This window comes from Exiguobacterium sp. H66, from assembly GCF_018618705.1.
GTDB lineage: Bacteria > Bacillota > Bacilli > Exiguobacteriales > Exiguobacteriaceae > Exiguobacterium_A > Exiguobacterium_A oxidotolerans.
Genome location: NZ_JACSMQ010000001.1, coordinates 123,447 through 139,926, shown reverse-complemented (window position 1 = coordinate 139,926; position 16,480 = coordinate 123,447). Strand labels below are relative to the sequence as shown.

The 16,480-nt window shown below is 46.6% G+C and carries 18 protein-coding genes and 1 tRNA gene; 13 read left to right on the top strand and 6 right to left on the bottom strand.

The features are described from left to right. The first annotated feature begins 8 nt into the window (after positions 1-8). The 11 genes from KNP88_RS00750 (at position 9) to odhB (ending at position 10,422) form a co-directional block, all read left to right on the top strand. Positions 9-374, top strand: coding sequence for a DUF779 domain-containing protein (locus KNP88_RS00750; RefSeq protein WP_029330465.1), 366 nt, complete (start codon positions 9-11; stop codon positions 372-374). Positions 375-538: 164 nt separating this feature from the next. Then, the gene (locus KNP88_RS00745) at positions 539-895 is read left to right on the top strand and encodes a thioredoxin family protein (protein ID WP_088837254.1); all 357 of its coding nucleotides are present in this window, start codon (positions 539-541) and stop codon (positions 893-895) included. A 23-nt stretch (positions 896-918) separates the two neighbouring features. Further along, positions 919-1,935, top strand: coding sequence for a S66 family peptidase (locus KNP88_RS00740; protein ID WP_214891924.1), 1,017 nt, complete (start codon positions 919-921; stop codon positions 1,933-1,935). 11 nt (positions 1,936-1,946) lie between these two features. Then, positions 1,947-2,288, top strand: a complete 342-nt coding sequence (locus KNP88_RS00735; protein ID WP_214845102.1) for a hypothetical protein — start codon at positions 1,947-1,949, stop codon at positions 2,286-2,288. Positions 2,289-2,308: 20 nt separating this feature from the next. Continuing rightward, the gene (locus KNP88_RS00730) at positions 2,309-3,238 is read left to right on the top strand and encodes an alpha/beta hydrolase (RefSeq protein ID WP_214891922.1); all 930 of its coding nucleotides are present in this window, start codon (positions 2,309-2,311) and stop codon (positions 3,236-3,238) included. A gap of 78 nt (positions 3,239-3,316) precedes the next feature. Further along, a tRNA-Leu gene (locus tag KNP88_RS00725) sits at positions 3,317-3,400 on the top strand. A 325-nt stretch (positions 3,401-3,725) separates the two neighbouring features. Next, positions 3,726-4,493 (top strand): transporter substrate-binding domain-containing protein, encoded by a 768-nt coding sequence (locus KNP88_RS00720; RefSeq protein ID WP_214891920.1) that lies wholly within the window; start codon positions 3,726-3,728, stop codon positions 4,491-4,493. Between the two features lie 39 nt (positions 4,494-4,532). Further along, complete coding sequence (locus KNP88_RS00715; RefSeq protein ID WP_088837249.1) at positions 4,533-5,177, top strand: amino acid ABC transporter permease; 645 nt, start codon at positions 4,533-4,535, stop codon at positions 5,175-5,177. Continuing rightward, positions 5,174-5,902, top strand: coding sequence for an amino acid ABC transporter ATP-binding protein (locus KNP88_RS00710; RefSeq protein WP_251137096.1), 729 nt, complete (start codon positions 5,174-5,176; stop codon positions 5,900-5,902). Before KNP88_RS00715 ends, KNP88_RS00710 begins: the two co-directional genes overlap by 4 nt. A 348-nt stretch (positions 5,903-6,250) precedes the next feature. After that, positions 6,251-9,112 carry a 2-oxoglutarate dehydrogenase E1 component gene (locus KNP88_RS00705; protein WP_214891918.1) on the top strand — a complete coding sequence of 954 codons (2,862 nt, stop codon included), beginning with the start codon at positions 6,251-6,253 and terminating at the stop codon, positions 9,110-9,112. 50 nt (positions 9,113-9,162) lie between these two features. Further along, on the top strand, positions 9,163-10,422 hold the full coding sequence (gene odhB, locus KNP88_RS00700) for a 2-oxoglutarate dehydrogenase complex dihydrolipoyllysine-residue succinyltransferase (protein ID WP_214891916.1): 1,260 nt from the start codon (positions 9,163-9,165) through the stop codon (positions 10,420-10,422). Positions 10,423-10,561: 139 nt separating this feature from the next. Here odhB and KNP88_RS00695 read toward each other — a convergent pair whose 3' ends face one another. Continuing rightward, complete coding sequence (locus KNP88_RS00695) at positions 10,562-11,611, bottom strand: 2,3-butanediol dehydrogenase (protein WP_214891914.1); 1,050 nt, start codon at positions 11,609-11,611, stop codon at positions 10,562-10,564. 233 nt (positions 11,612-11,844) lie between these two features. Between KNP88_RS00695 and KNP88_RS00690 the strand changes: the two genes are divergently transcribed. Together KNP88_RS00690 and KNP88_RS00685 are read left to right on the top strand one after the other, a co-directional pair. After that, complete coding sequence (locus KNP88_RS00690; RefSeq protein ID WP_214891912.1) at positions 11,845-12,747, top strand: glycerophosphodiester phosphodiesterase; 903 nt, start codon at positions 11,845-11,847, stop codon at positions 12,745-12,747. 256 nt (positions 12,748-13,003) lie between these two features. Continuing rightward, positions 13,004-13,450 carry an Rrf2 family transcriptional regulator gene (locus KNP88_RS00685; RefSeq protein ID WP_214891910.1) on the top strand — a complete coding sequence of 149 codons (447 nt, stop codon included), beginning with the start codon at positions 13,004-13,006 and terminating at the stop codon, positions 13,448-13,450. An 85-nt stretch (positions 13,451-13,535) separates the two neighbouring features. Here KNP88_RS00685 and mnhG read toward each other — a convergent pair whose 3' ends face one another. Genes mnhG through KNP88_RS00660 form a run of 5 tightly spaced genes read right to left on the bottom strand, consistent with a single transcriptional unit; the run spans position 13,536 to position 16,479 of the window. Beyond that, positions 13,536-13,913, bottom strand: coding sequence for a monovalent cation/H(+) antiporter subunit G (mnhG, locus tag KNP88_RS00680; RefSeq protein ID WP_088837244.1), 378 nt, complete (start codon positions 13,911-13,913; stop codon positions 13,536-13,538). After that, complete coding sequence (locus KNP88_RS00675; protein WP_369834785.1) at positions 13,897-14,172, bottom strand: Na(+)/H(+) antiporter subunit F1; 276 nt, start codon at positions 14,170-14,172, stop codon at positions 13,897-13,899. The genes mnhG and KNP88_RS00675 overlap by 17 nt, the downstream gene beginning before the upstream one ends. Before the next feature lie 8 nt (positions 14,173-14,180). Next, positions 14,181-14,657: a Na+/H+ antiporter subunit E gene (locus KNP88_RS00670; protein WP_088837242.1), complete on the bottom strand. Its 477-nt coding sequence runs from the start codon at positions 14,655-14,657 to the stop codon at positions 14,181-14,183. A gap of 3 nt (positions 14,658-14,660) precedes the next feature. Then, positions 14,661-16,145, bottom strand: coding sequence for a Na+/H+ antiporter subunit D (locus KNP88_RS00665; protein WP_214891908.1), 1,485 nt, complete (start codon positions 16,143-16,145; stop codon positions 14,661-14,663). Next, a complete protein-coding gene (locus tag KNP88_RS00660) occupies positions 16,138-16,479 on the bottom strand; it encodes a Na(+)/H(+) antiporter subunit C (protein WP_088837240.1) in 342 nt (113 codons plus the stop codon). Before KNP88_RS00660 ends, KNP88_RS00665 begins: the two co-directional genes overlap by 8 nt. Position 16,480 lies beyond the last annotated feature (1 nt).

Below are 16,480 nucleotides of genomic sequence, written 5' to 3'. Positions count from 1 at the left end.
GTGTCCGTATGGTTGAACGTGTCCTTGCTACAGCGGCGACGCTCGAGTTGATTGACAAGTTACGAGCAAAGCATGGACCCCTCATCTTTCATCAATCCGGGGGGTGTTGTGATGGCAGTTCACCGATGTGCTTTGCGGAAGGGGATTTATTTCTCGCAGATCACGATTTATTGATTGGGACGATTGGCGGCTGTCCATTTTATATTCATGAAGATCAGTATACGTATTGGAAACACACGCAACTCCTCATCGATGTTGTCGATGGGCGCGGTGGCATGTTTTCGCTTGAAGGGGTCGAAGGGAAACGTTTTCTGACCCGATCCCGTGCCTTTACGGATGAAGAGTACGCTACACTTCAGACTGACACTAGATGATCCCCTTTAAAACATCTGAAATTGCTTCGCGTGAGAGATGTCACCGAAGCAGTTTTAGGTGTTTTTTCATTTACTGTGTCACGGGAACGCTAGCACGAAATTTGGTTTCTCTATGCGAAGAGCGGTATAATAAGAGCAACATTTTTTAAAAGGAGGTCTTGTTGATGGTTGAGTTTACACGATTGACGTCCATTGATGCCGTGCAGTCCTGGTATTCGGTTCAGGGTGCTAGTTTTTTATACGTCTCAAGCCCGAATTGTTCCGTCTGTGAATCCTTGTTCCCACAAATCGAACCCATCATGTTGGAACACCCAGAAATTCGATCGGCGCGTGTCGATGTATCGGACGTTCCCGAAATTGCAGGAGCGTTATCCATTTTCACCGCCCCTGTCTTACTTTTGTTTTTAGACGGAAAAGAGATGCACCGCGAGGCACGAATCGTCCCAATCGAACGATTCCGTCGACGTGTGGAGCAGATTGGTGAATTTGTAAAATCAGAAATCATCGATTTAGAAAATTAATCGTTAACTGAAGGAGGAAGAAGATGAGGTATCCATTTTTCGGCTGGACAGGGCAAACAATTGGTATAACAGCATTATCTTCCGGCTTACCTGATTCGCTCCATCCTTTACTCGAAGAATCCAAGTTACGTTTAGAGGATCGTCAGATGGAGACGATGATTGGTGATACAGTTTGGACACAAAAGAAAGCACAGAGTACAACAGCGTCGGTTCGGGCATCTGAATTGATGCAGATGTTCCAAAACCCAGATATCGATGCGATCCTGCCGCCGTTTGGTGGCGAACGTGCCCTGGATGTATTACCGCATCTAGACTTTTATGAGCTGCCGGTGAAATGGTTACTCGGATATTCAGATACGAGTACGGTCTTGTTCGCAATTACCGTAAAAACGGGGATTGCGACAGCACATGGTCCGAACGTGCTTGAGTTGAGAAGTGAAGAATGGGACGAGACGACAGCTGCTTGGCGTCGCGTGCTTGCAACACCGCGTGATGGTTCCGTGACCCAGTGGATGTCGACAAGGTTTCAAACAGCCTGGAATCACGACGTGCGCCCTGAGCGCTTTATGTTCCATTTCGATCAACCGACGGAATGGAAAACCCTGAATCCATCCATCACTCAGGTGACGGGTCGACTTCTCGGAGGATGCCTCGAAACCGTCCGTCATTTAATCGGTACGCCTTATGGCGATGTCCGTGCATTTCAAGAACAACAACTCGGGGGTGAACCGATTCTTTGGTACTTCGAAGCCTGTGAAGCCAGCGCGACTGATCTTCACCGTTCCTTGATGCAGATGCATCTTGCCGGCTGGTTTGATAACGCAACTGGTATTTTGTTTGGTCGAACAAGCGCAGGGCAGGCAATCGAAGATTATGCATTACTGGATGTCTACCAAATGATTGCAACAGAGACAGGACTGCCGATTTTTTATGATTTAGACATCGGTCATCAGCCGCCCCAATTGACACTCGTCAACGGTGCGACGGCAACAGTGACGCTTCAAGGAAAAGATTCACGGCTTGATATGACATTCAACTAAGGAGATTTCATATGGCGACACGACATTTTCAATCGCTTGGTGCATATAAGCGAATCTACATCAATCCGGAAACACGCCGGATGACGTTACCAGAACCTTTTTATGATGCACTCGGACTGACGGATGAAGTAATGATTGCGCAAGTCGGACAAGTCCTCGTCATGCGCAATCCAGACGAGATGGTCGAGATGGAGACCGAATTATTAGCGCAAATCGTTGAAGAAGGATTTGCGGGGCAAGAGCTCATTCGCGAATTCGCTTACCGGAAGGCGCAGCATGAACAACGGTTGCGCCAGCACATATTACAAGATGATCATCCAGAGTCGTCAGCTCAACTAGAAATCGAACTATAACAACAAGGAGTGAGGACCGGATGCGAACAGGTACAAAAATTGGTTTAGGCGTGATTGGTTCAGGGATGCTTGCAGCAAGCTATTACTTTTACGAAATGGCGATCGCAACGAATCCGAAACCCTTCTTGACGAACAACCGTGATTTAAGTGACGAGATGGTCCGATTGATGCAACCGGGTCAGACATGGATTAAGGAACAACCGTTAGAACTCGTCGCGACGCAAGCACATGATGGATTGACCCTTCGCGCACATTACTTACCGCCACTCGTTTCGTCCGATCGAGTCGTCATTCTCGTACATGGTTACGGTGGTGTCGGAACGGACTTAGCAGGATTCGCCTATCTGTATCATCAAGCGGGTTTTCATGTGTTGATGCCGGACAATCGTGGTCACGGAAAAAGTGACGGAAATTACATCGGTTTCGGTTGGCATGACCGGCAAGACTGTCTGCGCTGGATCGACTATTTAGTCGGACGTGTTGGAACGGATTCTTCCATCTTTTTACATGGTGTATCGATGGGGGGGGCGACGGTTTTGATGACGAGCGGAGAAACATTACCTGCTCAAGTCAAAGGCATCATCTCCGACTGTGCTTATACATCAGTCAACGCAGTCCTCGCCTATCAGATGAAACGGATGTATCGTTTGCCGCACTTTCCGTTCCTTGCGATGACGAGTTTATTGACGAAATTAAAGGCTGGTTACTTCTTCAGTGAAGCTTCCGCACTAAAACAAGTCAAAAAGGCGGCGGTACCGATCTTATTCATTCATGGGGATGCAGATACGTTCGTTCCGACATCGATGGTCTATGAACTGTATGATGCTTGCCAAACGAAGAAGGAACTCGTCGTCATTCCGAATGCGGCACATGCAATGGCTTATTTTGAAGCACCCGATCGATACGATGAAGTCGTCGAGGCATTTGTTCGGCGCGTATTGTCAGCATGACAAATGAAAGTGTATGAAGCGGAAGGAATGGATTGACAAAAATCAGTCCATTTCGTATTCTACAATCATATAAGTCATGTCGTCGTGGCGGAATCGGTAGACGCGCTAGACTCAGAATCTAGTGGTGGCAACACTGTGGAGGTTCAAGTCCTCTCGGCGGCATTTCCATAAGTTGAAGACCTGTTAGTAGGTCACAGACTATAGACAAACTAGATGGAAGGTCACTTGCATGTGATTTTCCATCTTTTTTTTGTTCTCTCTTTCCTTTCTAATCGTCTTCCTGTGGCAAACATCGCGCCGCTACAGCGAAGCTGCAGGGTCGCTCCTGTTTGCTTTCCACTAGGAAGCGGTTAGATCGAAAATCGCGACTTTTTTAGTTTTCTTTCAGATAATTCAGTTTTTTTACCAAAACATGTTTCAAAGGGACCATTATTAAGGAAAATATCCTAATAGAGGGCCGTGCCTTCAAAAGAAGGGGGTAAAAAGGATGAATAAACGTTTTTCTATCTTATTTTTATTGATGGGATGTCTGTTCGTATTAAGTGCGTGTAGCATCGGTTCAAATGATGATTCATCGTCAGAGGACAAAACGTACAAAGTCGGGATCGACGTCACCTATCCACCATTCGAGTACAAGGACGGGGATACGTACAAAGGAATCGATATCGATTTGATTCAAGCGATTGCAGACGACCAAAACTTCAAGATTGAATTTGAAGCGATGGACTTTAGCGGAATCATTCCTGCTCTGCAGGCGGATCAACTCGACATCGCGATTGCCGGGATGAGTATCACACCGGAACGTGAAAAAGTCGTTACCTTCTCTGACCCATACTTTGAAGCCGGACTGATTCTTGTCGTCAAAGACAATAATGATGACATCAAGTCGGTTGATGATTTAAAAGGGGAACGCGTGGCAGTTAAAAAGGGGACGACGGGGGCAAAGTATGCAACGGATAACGCGGATAAGCTAGGAATTAAAATTACACAATTCAATGATAGTCCAGCGATGTTCCAGGAAGTCAAAAATGGGAATGCAGCAGCCTTGATTGAAGACTATCCAGTCATCTCGTATGCCAACAAACAACAAAACCTTGGTCTGAAACTCGTGGGAGATCGTTTAAATGGAGATAATTACGGGATTGCCGTCCTTAAAGGGGAAAACGAAGACTTGATGAAAAAAATCAACACAGGTTTAGCGAATTTAAAAGACAGTGGCGAGTACGACGAAATCGTTGATCGTTATTTAAAATAATCACCCGATTGAGTGAATGATGAGGGAGTTGAGCTGCTGATGGAAGTAGCAAAAGCTGCATTTCCGTTTTTCTTAGATGGATTACAAGTCACTTTATATATCTTTATCATCGCCGTCATCGCAGGATTCTTGATTGGTCTCATCGTTGCCTTGATGCGCTTGTCTCCATTAAAACTTTTAAATGGGATCGCGATCGTTTATATCGATGTGATTCGTGGGACACCGTTCATCGTTCAACTGTTCTTCATTTATTTTGGTTTGAACTCACTCGAATGGTTATCGATGGACCGGATGTACGCGGGGATTTTGACGGTCGCGATCAATGCAGGGGCCTATTTTGCAGAAATCATCCGGGCCGGCATCCAGTCGATTGATAAAGGTCAAACCGAAGCCGCACGATCGCTCGGGATGACGGGCCGTCAAACGATGGTCCAAATCATTTTACCGCAAGCTTTTCGGAGAATGTTGCCGACCATTACGAACCAATCGATCATTAGTTTAAAGGATACTTCGTTGCTCTCGATTATCGGCATCGCCGATTTGACGCAACAAGGACAAGTCCAGCAAGCGACGACGTTTGAACCGTTCATCGTCTGGTCCGTCGTCGGCTTAATGTATTTCGTCATCATCTATCTGCTGTCGATGTTAGCGAAATTCTTGGAACGGAGGTTTACGCTACGATGAGTATCATTCAAGTAGATAACTTAAAAAAGTCATTCGGAAAAAATGAAGTCCTAAAGGATATCTCCGTTGAAGTAGAAGAGAAAGAAGTAGTTTGCGTCATTGGTCCATCTGGTTCCGGGAAAAGTACGTTTCTTCGTTGTCTGAATCGTCTGGAAGACATTACAGGTGGGACAGTCATCATCGATAAGCACAATATTACGGACCCGAAAGTCGACATCAATAAAGTCCGAGAAGAAGTCGGGATGGTCTTTCAACACTTTAATCTCTTTCCGCATAAGACGGTTTTAGATAATGTCATGCTCGCACCGATTAAAGTCCGTAAAACGGAAAAGGGACAAGCAAAGGAACGTGCGCTTGCATTACTTGATAAGGTAGGGCTCCGTGAAAAAGCGGGCAACTATCCTGGAGAACTCTCGGGAGGTCAGAAACAACGGGTCGCGATTGCCCGTGCACTCGCGATGAATCCGAAAATCATGTTGTTCGACGAACCGACATCGGCACTTGATCCGGAGATGGTCGGGGACGTCCTTGAAGTCATGAAACAATTGGCGATCGAAGGGATGACAATGATTGTCGTGACACATGAAATGGGCTTCGCCCGTGAGGTCGGAGATCGCGTACTCTTTATGGACGGCGGCTATATCGTCGAAGAGAATGTTCCGAGTGAACTGTTTGATTCTCCGCAACATGAACGGACCCAATCGTTTTTAAGTAAAGTGTTGTAAATGAGGACGCCGGTGTCTGAAAGATAGGCATGGGCGTTTCTTTTCGTGTGCAAAATTGACATTACCGTGAAAGAAATGTTTGTATCATAAATCACTGATGCTGACATCATAAGAAAAACTTATACATTTAGCACAGAGAAATTGGGAATTCGAAACGCACTGAGGCTTAAGAAGTAGTAAGATAATAACTAAGGCAAACACTTTGGTATAAACGCCTTCAATCGTGGTCATCCCTCTTAATTCATAGAGGACGTGCCACTGTCGATTTTTTATGCCACTATATTTGAAAGCGCTAACAGGTAGAGAGCTGGGAACGGGCTGTGTTGAGCAGCTCAAATGGTGAAATGAATGAAACGGGGGGAACCGTACATGGCAAGCCGGGAACAGGAGCAACAAGCATTTTATGGACCGAACCTTGGATACATCATCGAGATGTACGAACGATTTTTAGAAGATGCTTCTTCGATTGACGAAGAGACGCGTGCTTATTTTGAGACACACGGTGCTCCGGTCACAGAAACTGTCACACCAGTGCACGTAGAAACAGGGGATTTCGAAAAATATTTAGCCGCGCATCGTCTCGCAGAACGCATTCGGGCGAAGGGTCACCTTGCGGCAGATATTTATCCGTTGAAAGATCATCCGCGTGAGAACGAATTGCTTGAATTAGAGCAGTTCGGATTAACGGAGGCAGATTTACGGACGATGCCGGTCTCACTCGTTTGTCCAGATCCACCTGCAGGTCTTTCGGACGCATTCGAAGCAATTGAGCACTTAAAAGCGCAATACACGGGAGCGGCGGCAGTCGAACTCCAACACGTTGATGATTTAGACGAAAAGAAATGGTTACGTCAAAAAGTCGAACAAGGTGCGTTGACGGCGAAACTGACGAATGACCAAAAGAAACAATTGTTCAAACGACTAGCTGAAACGGAGTTGTTCGAGAAGTTTCTTCATAAAACATATGTCGGACAAAAACGTTTTTCAATCGAAGGACTCGACGCGATGGTTCCATTGCTTGATACGATTATCGGTCACTTGATTGCGAACGGTTCAGAAACGATCAATATCGGGATGGCTCACCGTGGACGCTTGAACGTGCTCGCTCACGTGCTCGGGAAACCGTACGAAATGATTTTCGCAGAGTTCCAGCACGCGCCAAATCATGACCTTGTCCCGTCAGAAGGGTCAATCGGAATTACGTATGGTTGGACAGGCGATGTTAAGTATCACCTCGGGCTCAATCGCAAAATGGAACAACAATCGACGAACGTCCGCGTGACACTTGCGAACAACCCGTCACACCTCGAGTTCGTCGATCCTGTCGTCGAAGGGTTCACGCGGGCGGCGCAAGACGATCGCTCCGACAAGGGGATGCCGACGCAAAGTCAAAATAAAGCAGCCGCGATTTTAATTCATGGTGATGCTGCCTTCCCTGGTCAAGGAATTGTCGCAGAGACCTTGAACATGACGAACTTGAAGGGGTACAACACGGGCGGTACGATTCATATCATCGCCAACAATACGATTGGCTTCACGACAGAGCCAACCGATTCACGGTCGACACGTTATTCGAGTGACTTAGCGAAAGGTTATGAGATTCCGATTTTCCACGTCAATGCGGATCAGCCGGAAAGCTGTTTAGCAGTCGCGCTCTTAGCAAGCGAATACCGTGCGAAGTTCAACAAGGATGTCTTGATTGATTTAATCGGATATCGCCGGTTTGGTCACAATGAGATGGATGAGCCGATGAATACGAACCCGGTCCTGTATGAGTTGATCCATAACCATGACACAGCGCGTGTCCTCTATGCAAAAGATCTTGTCGAACGCGGGGAAGTATCGCAAGAGGAAGTCAAAACGATCGAAGCTGAGATTAGTGATGTGATGAAAGCGGCGCGCGAAAAAGTACCAAACGTCGAAAAAGAATACGGGGGCATCATGCCGGATGTCGTATTCAAAGGGGTTCCGTCGATTGAGACGGGGGTCGAGAAGGATAAATTGATTCATTACAATGACCAGCTACTCGCATGGCCGAGTGGGTTCACGGTCTTCCATAAGCTTGAAAAAGTCTTAAAACGGCGAACGGATGCTTTAACGACGAACAAGGGAATTGACTGGGGACATGCCGAAACGCTTGCCTTTGCTTCAATCCTGTCAGATGGCACACCAATCCGTCTCAGCGGTCAAGATTCGGAGCGGGGAACGTTTGCACAACGAAACATTAACTTGAATGACGTGAAAACAGGGAAATCGTTCTCACCGATGCATGAGTTAGAATCAGCGCAAGCATCATTCGCCGTCTATAACAGTCCGTTATCGGAAGCTGGCGTACTCGGGTTTGAATATGGATATAACGTCTTTGCGCCAGAGACACTTGTCTTGTGGGAAGCGCAATACGGTGACTTTGCAAACTCGGGGCAAGTCATCTTTGATCAATTCATCGCCGCAAGTCGCGCGAAGTGGGGTCAAACATCAGGTCTTGTCATGCTGTTGCCACACGGGTACGAAGGGCAAGGTCCAGAACACTCAAGTGGTCGCTTGGAACGTTTCCTGACATTGTCCGGTGAAAAGAACTGGACAGTCGCAAACGTCACGAGTGCAGCACAGTACTTCCACTTATTGCGTCGTCAAGCCGCCATTCTCGGCAAAGACGAAGTTCGTCCGCTTGTCGTGATGACGCCGAAAAGTTTACTTCGTCATCCACTTGCGACATCCGATTTATCAGAGTTGACATCCGGTTCGTTCAAGCGAATCGTCGAACAAGAGGGATTAGGTCAATCACCGGAACGCGTCGAACGTCTTGTGTTCGCAACGGGGAAAGTCGCGATTGATTTAGCGGATGCACTCGCGAAGTCGGACGAGTCATATGACTGGCTGCATATCGTCCGCGTCGAAGAAATCTATCCGTTCCCGGCGAAACAGTTGAAGGAGTTAGTCGCGCGTTATCCGAATGTGACAGAAGTCGTTTGGGTCCAAGAAGAACCGAAGAACATGGGCGCGTGGTCTTATATCGAACCACGCCTTGAGTCCGTCGCACCTAACGGAATCACACAAGTCCGTTATATTGGTCGCAGACGCCGGTCGAGTACAGCTGAAGGAGATCCGACCGGTCACAAAGTCGAACAAGCGCGTATCATTCATGATGCGTTGACTCGGACAGCAGCACGGACGGAGAACGAACAACAAACATCGAATACGAACGCGTAACGAAAGCGATTTAGCAGAGATTGAACCATAGTCATAGGGGGACAAAAACGATGGAAATCAAAGTACCAGAACTTGCCGAATCAATTACAGAGGGGACGGTCGCTTCGTGGTTGAAACAACCGGGCGATCACGTAGAAAAAGGGGAAGCAATCGTTGAACTGGAAACGGACAAAGTAAACATCGAAGTACCGTCAGACGAAGCGGGAACATTATCAGAAGTGATGGCAGCAGAAGGGGATACGGTACGTGTCGGGGAAACAATCGCCATCATCACGGTTGGTGGAGAAGCGGAAGCGCCGAAACAAGCAGAAGCGCCAAAAGCAGAACCGAAACAAGAAGAAGCGAAGCAACCTGAAAAAGAACAACCGGTCGCAGTCGCAGCAACTGAAAAAACATCAGCGGCTGATCGTCCGATCGCTTCTCCAGCGGCTCGGAAATTGGCACGGGAAAAAGGAATCGATCTCGCGCAAGTGGCGACACAAGACCCACTCGGTCGGATTCGTGTTCAAGATGTCGCGACGTTCGAAGTTTCACCTCGTGAGCAAGCACCTGTAAAGGAAAAACAAGCAGCACCGGCACCGAAAGCACCAGCACAAGCAGCTCCAGGTAAACCGGAAGAGCGGATTAAAATGTCACGTCGTCGTAAGACGATTGCCAACCGTCTCGTCGAAGTGCAACAGACGGCAGCGATGTTGACGACATTCAACGAAATCGATATGTCGGCCGTGATGGCATTACGGAAACGACGCCAAGAAAAATTCGTGAAAGACAACGATGTCAAACTTGGTTTCATGTCCTTCTTTACGAAAGCAGCCGTCGCAGCACTGAAAAAAATGCCGTACTTGAATGCTGAAATCCAAGGCGACGAAATCGTCCTTAAGAAATTCTATGATATCGGCATCGCCGTGTCTGCTCCAGACGGACTCGTCGTTCCGGTCGTCCGTGACGCGGACAAAAAGAACTTTGGTGAGATTGAAAAAGATATCATCAGTTTGGCTGTTAAAGCACGCGACAATAAATTAGGTCTGTCTGACCTAACGGGTGGGACGTTTACGATCACGAATGGTGGGACATTCGGTTCATTGATGTCGACACCTATCTTGAATGGTCCTCAAGTTGCGATTCTCGGGATGCATGCAATCAACTTACGCCCCGTCGCAATCGATGCAGAACGGATGGCAAACCGCCCGATGATGTATGTCGCACTTTCATACGATCACCGGATTGTGGATGGAAAAGAAGCCGTGACGTTCTTGAAACACATCAAAGATTTACTTGAAGATCCAGAATCATTGATTTTTGAAGCGTAAACCTTAAAAATAACAGGCATTCTCCTAGGGAATAGGGGAATGCCTGTTTTTTAGACTAAATCATGTCATCCGAAGAAAGATTCATTCTTCCCGTACTGCCCTCAGACACGAGGAGCAGGGTCGGCACGGTTCGAACATTTCATAGCTCGCCGCTCAGTTCAACTAGGATTTTAGCTTGAGACTTGTCATTGCTTAAGGTCTCGAACCCTTTTTCGACAATCTCTTCTAATTGAATCTGATCCGTCACTATACCTTGTGGTTTAAGTTGACCTGTCCCCATCAAATCGACGGTTTGTTGGAAAGTAGTTGGGGAGTAAGCGATGGTTGAAGTGATTTTAACGCCACTTCCGGTCAGTTGCATCGGATTCCATTCGATAGGACCTGCAAAAATCGAGACGATCACCATAGTGCCTCTCGCTTTTGTCGCATCAATCGCCTGTTTGAAAGTGGGACCAACTCCTGCTACTTCAAAAGTAATAGCGACACCCTCTTTTTCTAAGCCCTTAATCGCTTCGATTGCATCTACTTCACCTGGATTAATTGTATCTGTTGCCCCCATCTCTTTCGCTTTTTCTAGACGAGTTTCTGAAAGGTCAAGAGCAATGATTCTGCTTGCTCCAGCAGCTTTTGCAGCTACGATCGTTACTAAACCAATCGGACCAGCTCCAAATACTGCAACTGTATCACCAAATTGTAAACCAGATTCTTTCACAGCTTGCACGGCAACGGCCATCGGTTCTACTAAAGCGCCATCTTGAAGGGATAACGATTTAGGCAAGATATACACGTTATCTTGTGGGACGTTCGCAAACCGAGTAAATCCGCCATTTCCATGTAATCCAATAAAACTGAACCCATCATATATATCTACATCTTCATGTTTGTTGCCGTGTGTCAAAGTCGGATTAATCGCAACACGGTCACCTGGATTGATTCCAGAGACTTTTGCGCCGACTTTTTCGACTACTCCAGCGAACTCATGTCCCATGGTTAATGGAGTCTTCTGACCCGTCAACATATCTTCTGTTTGACTAGGCATGAAAACGGGACCCTCTTCATACTCATGCAAGTCACTTCCGCAAATCCCAGCCCATGCGACCCTTACTTGAACTTCGTTGTCTTTCATTTCTGCTAATTCAACTTCTTCTACTCGTAAGTCTTTTCGCCCGTACCATACTGCTGCTTTCATACTGGAGCCCTCCTTGAGTGATGTTGAAGTTACAGGGAATAATTCCCTATTCAAAGTGTACCATACAAGAAGAGCACGATTAGAAGTGCGCTTAATAATTGACAGAGATATTGTTTTTTAGTATTACATCGTTGTCATCGTTTCTAAAAGCTTCTTCATCCGCACTACATGTTTCCTTCACAGTCACAGCGTAAGATTCAGTCTGTAAGTTACTTTTAAGGGGGAAATACAACATGATGAAACAGATTGGCGTTACCGTACTTACAGGAGCACTCGTTGCAACAAGTTTTGGAAGCATCGATGCTTCGGCACATCAACAGAAACACGGGTTACTCGATCCGGATCGAGTCGTCAATATCGCCCACCGCGGTGCTTCTGGTTATGCACCAGAACATACGATGATGGCGTATCAATTAAGTCATAAAAAATTAAAAGCTGACTACATCGAAATCGATTTACAGATGACGAAAGATGGTAAGCTGATTGCGATGCACGATGAGACGGTCGACCGGACGACAAACGGAACAGGTGCCGTCAAAGACAAGACATTAGCAGAAATCAAGCGACTTGATGCAGGAAGCTGGTTTAATACGGCGAATCCTGAATACGCGAAGGCTGAATATAAGGGACTTCAAGTCCCGACACTCGATGAGATTTTTGATACGTATGGCAAACATGCGAACTATTATATTGAAACAAAATCACCTGAAGTTTACCCGGGCATGGAAGAAAAATTACTGAAAACGTTACAACGTCATGGTCTATCAAGCGATCGCGTCAAACCGGGGCAAGTCATGATTCAATCATTCAGTCAAGAAAGTTTGTTGAAAGTCAAACAGCTGGATGCACGTCTTCCGCTCGTTCAATTGATGGACGCGGCGACGGTCAAAGCGATGACGCCTGAGGCACTCGACGAGCTACAGACGTACGCAGTCGGACTCGGACCGTCCTTTAAAGGATTGACGCGGGAAAATACAGCGATGATTCGGGAACGCGGGTTGTTGCTCCACCCCTATACAGTCAACGAAAAAGTCGACATGGAGCGGATGCTTGATTACGGGGTGACGGGTGTCTTTACGAACTATGCCGATCGATTTAATGAAGTGTTGCACGCTCTGAATAAAAAAAATAAATGAATACAAGAAAAATCAGTTGTCTCCCATTATGGAAGGAGGTAGCTGATTTTTTTTATCATTCATAAAAAAACGATCCAAGAGCGATGTGCTTACGTATGCTTGTATGAAAAAACGGTTTATTCGCCGAAACGCGTGAGATGGAAAAATTTAAATCGGACATTTGATTTTCAGATTCTATCTAAAAAATAGTACGCTAGGCATAGAAAATTCGGATGAATTAAAATTGTTTTAAGACGCTTGAGAAAGGACGGGTTGGATGCGCATCACACAATATACGGATTATGGATTACGGGTCCTGATCTATCTCGGTGTTCATCGAGATAAAATTACGCCGATGCCGATGATCGCGAGCCATTATGGAATTTCAGCGAATCATTTGATGAAAGTCACGCAACAGTTGACGAAACTCGGTTACGTGGAATCGACGCGTGGACGGACAGGTGGATTACGATTGATAAAGGATCCAGCAAACATCAATATCGGACAAGTTGTCCGTGAGATGGAACCGATGGAAATCGTTGAATGTTTTTCTGAAGAAGGCCGGTGCATCATTGAGCCGAATTGTCACTTAAAAGGGATTCTTGGACGCGCTTTGCGTGCGTTTCTTAAAGAACTCGAACAACACACACTAGCAGAGCTCGTTGAAAATAAAGAGGAGTTAACCTTTTTATTTGCATCAGAAACGACATCAATTCAATCGTAAACACGTGACGACGTTCACGAAAAAGGACATCATCTCCCGTAAAAAATCGGAGGATGATGTCCTTTTTGCGTTGAATTAACGAGAATTAGTTGTCTCGGTTGATGCGTTTTTTCGGCATGACATGTTCTTTGTTTTTCGAGAGGTCGTCTTGAACGGATCCTTTCCATAAGGGAACGTCACTGTAGTAGGCAGCACGGGCGATTAAATGACTTCCGATTGGTGCTGTCGTCAGAACGAACAGGATACCTAAAAATGTTCGTGATGAAAAGAGTCCTTCTTCTGTCACGAAGAAAATGATGACGCTGATTAGAATACTCATGACGCCGAGTGTGGCGCTCTTAGAGGCTGCGTGTGCGCGTGTATAGATATCGGGTAGACGAATCAGCCCGAGAGCCGCGACGATGCTGAAAAAGGCTCCAATTAAAGCAAAGGCGACTACGAAGATTTCATTTATTGCGATCACGTTCGATGATCTCTCCTTTCTCAATGAATTTCGAGAAGGCGACAGTCCCGATGAAAGCTAAAATACCGATTAACAAGATGACTTCTAAATAGTCACTTGTCCGTAAGAGAACGGATACTAAACCGACGATGGAGATTAAACTGATGCCGATTGAATCAAGTGCGATGACGCGATCAGCAATCGAGGGTCCTTTGATGACGCGGTAAAACAAACCGAGCATGGAAATGAAGACGCCTCCGAGTGCGATATAGATCAGCATTTCGAACATTATCGACTCACCTCCAGAATCGCTTTTTCAAAACTATTCCGGATGGCAGCGACAGCTTCATCCGCTTCTGGCATATGAAGCGCGTGGATATACAGTGTTTTATTATCATCTGAGATATCGACGACGAGTGTTCCGGGTGTCAACGTAATCAACATAGAAAGTAACGTAATTTCCCAGTTTTTCTTTAACGTCGTCTCGTACGCAAAGATACCGGGCTGAATATCGAGTCGCGGTTTTAAGATGACGGCCAGAACTTCGATATTCGCGACGACCAATTCATAAAGAAACCGAATCGAGAGGCGAACTAGAGCGATGACCGGACCGAGGTAAAACCGGCTACTGAAACCGCGACGCATCGCGAACATCGCAATCAACCCGAGTAGATAACCGACGATGAATGACGAAGTCGTGAAGGAGTTCGAGAGAAACATCCATAAGATGGCTAAAAAAGCATTGAGCATTAATTGAAATGGCATCGATTAGCCCTCCTTCAGTACAGCTTGAATATAGAGTGATGGATCGACGAGCGGATCAACGGCTTGGGTGATGAACGGACGAACGGCTTCTGCCCCGATCCCATACGCGACGGTAATCATTACTAAAAGAATTGATGGAGCGAGCAATTGTTTGACGAGATGACGTCGTGAACCCGTATACGTCTTCGGTGTACCCCAAAATCCGCGAATGAAGATTTGCATGACGGAATAGAGGACAAGCAAACTTGACGCAAGGACGATGAACGGTCCGACGAGATCACCCGCTTCAATCCCGCCACGGACGATCAATAGTTTACCGATGAACCCGCTGAACGGCGGGATACCAGCCAAGGACAAGGCAGCGATGAAATACGTCCAACCGAGCAACGGATAGGCTTTAATCATCCCGCCCATGCTTTTGAGACGGCTCGAGCCCGCAATTCCGACCATGATACCGACGAGCAAGAAGAGAGCTGCTTTGATTAACATATCATGTAACAGGTAGAAGACGGCTCCTTCGAGCGACTGACGAGTCATGACGGAAACGCCGTAAAGGATGACGCCGACGGCAACGATGATGTTGTAGATTAAGATTTGTTTCGCATCTTTTGTCGCGAGGGCGCCGATGACACCGATGATGATTGTCGCCAGTGCCAATCCACCAAGAAGCGAGTGGATGATTCCGATTTCGTTCGAAAAGAACAAACTATACGTCCGCAAGATGCCGTAGACGCCGACTTTCGTCAAGAGAGCGCCGAACAAGGCGAGGACGGGTGTCGGTGGCACTTGGTACGAGCCAGGTAACCAAAAATAAAGCGGGAAAATCGCTCCTTTTAAGCCGAAGACGACTAAAAATAAAATCGCGATGACACTCAAGATTCCGGGCTGATTGATTTCAGAAATCTTTTGCGAGATATCTGCCATATTGAGCGTGCCGATGATGCCGTATAAAAAAGCGACCGTCATGACGAACAAAGCAGATGAAATGACATTGACCAACAGATACTTCAACGACTCGCGTAACTGCGCTGGTTTACCACCGAGCACGATCAAGACATACGATGAAATCAAGAAGACTTCAAAGAAGACGAACATGTTAAAAATATCACCGGTCGTAAAGGCGCCATTGACACCGACGAGCAAAAACTGAACGGCGATGTAGTAATAAAAACGTTGATGCTGCTCCGACAGATACGTCATCGAATACCAAATGACGAAGAAAACGAGCACGCTCGTCGTCAAAACGAGTAAGGCGGATAACATATCTGAAACGAGTGTGATGCCGAACGGTGCCGGCCAACTGCCGAGTGTGACCGTCAAAATCCCGTTTGCCTTGACTTGAGAGACGAGGTAAAGCGAGACACCAATCGTCAACAGCGTCGACAAGAAGGATACGATACGTTGCATCCACAGACGTTTCGTGAAAAACATCAACAAGACACCAGTCAGCAGTGGAATTAAAATCGGTAATAGCGGTAAATTAATCATTCGTATCGGTTCCTTTCATTTCCTCGATATTATCGGTCCCAAGCTCTTGATACGCTCGGTAGGCAAGAACGAGGAAAAATGCTGTTACCCCGAAACTAATGACGATTGCGGTCAAGACAAGCGCTTGCGGGAGTGGGTCGGTATATTTCGTCACTCCGTCTTCAAGGACAGGCGCAGCACCAGTCTTCAGTCCACCCATCGTCATGACGATTAAGTGGGCAGCGTGACTGAGTAAGCCGGTTCCGATGATGATGCGTAAAATACTTTTTGAAAGAATGAGATAGACGGCACACATCGTCAAGATGCCTGCAGCTATCGCCATGATAATCTCCATC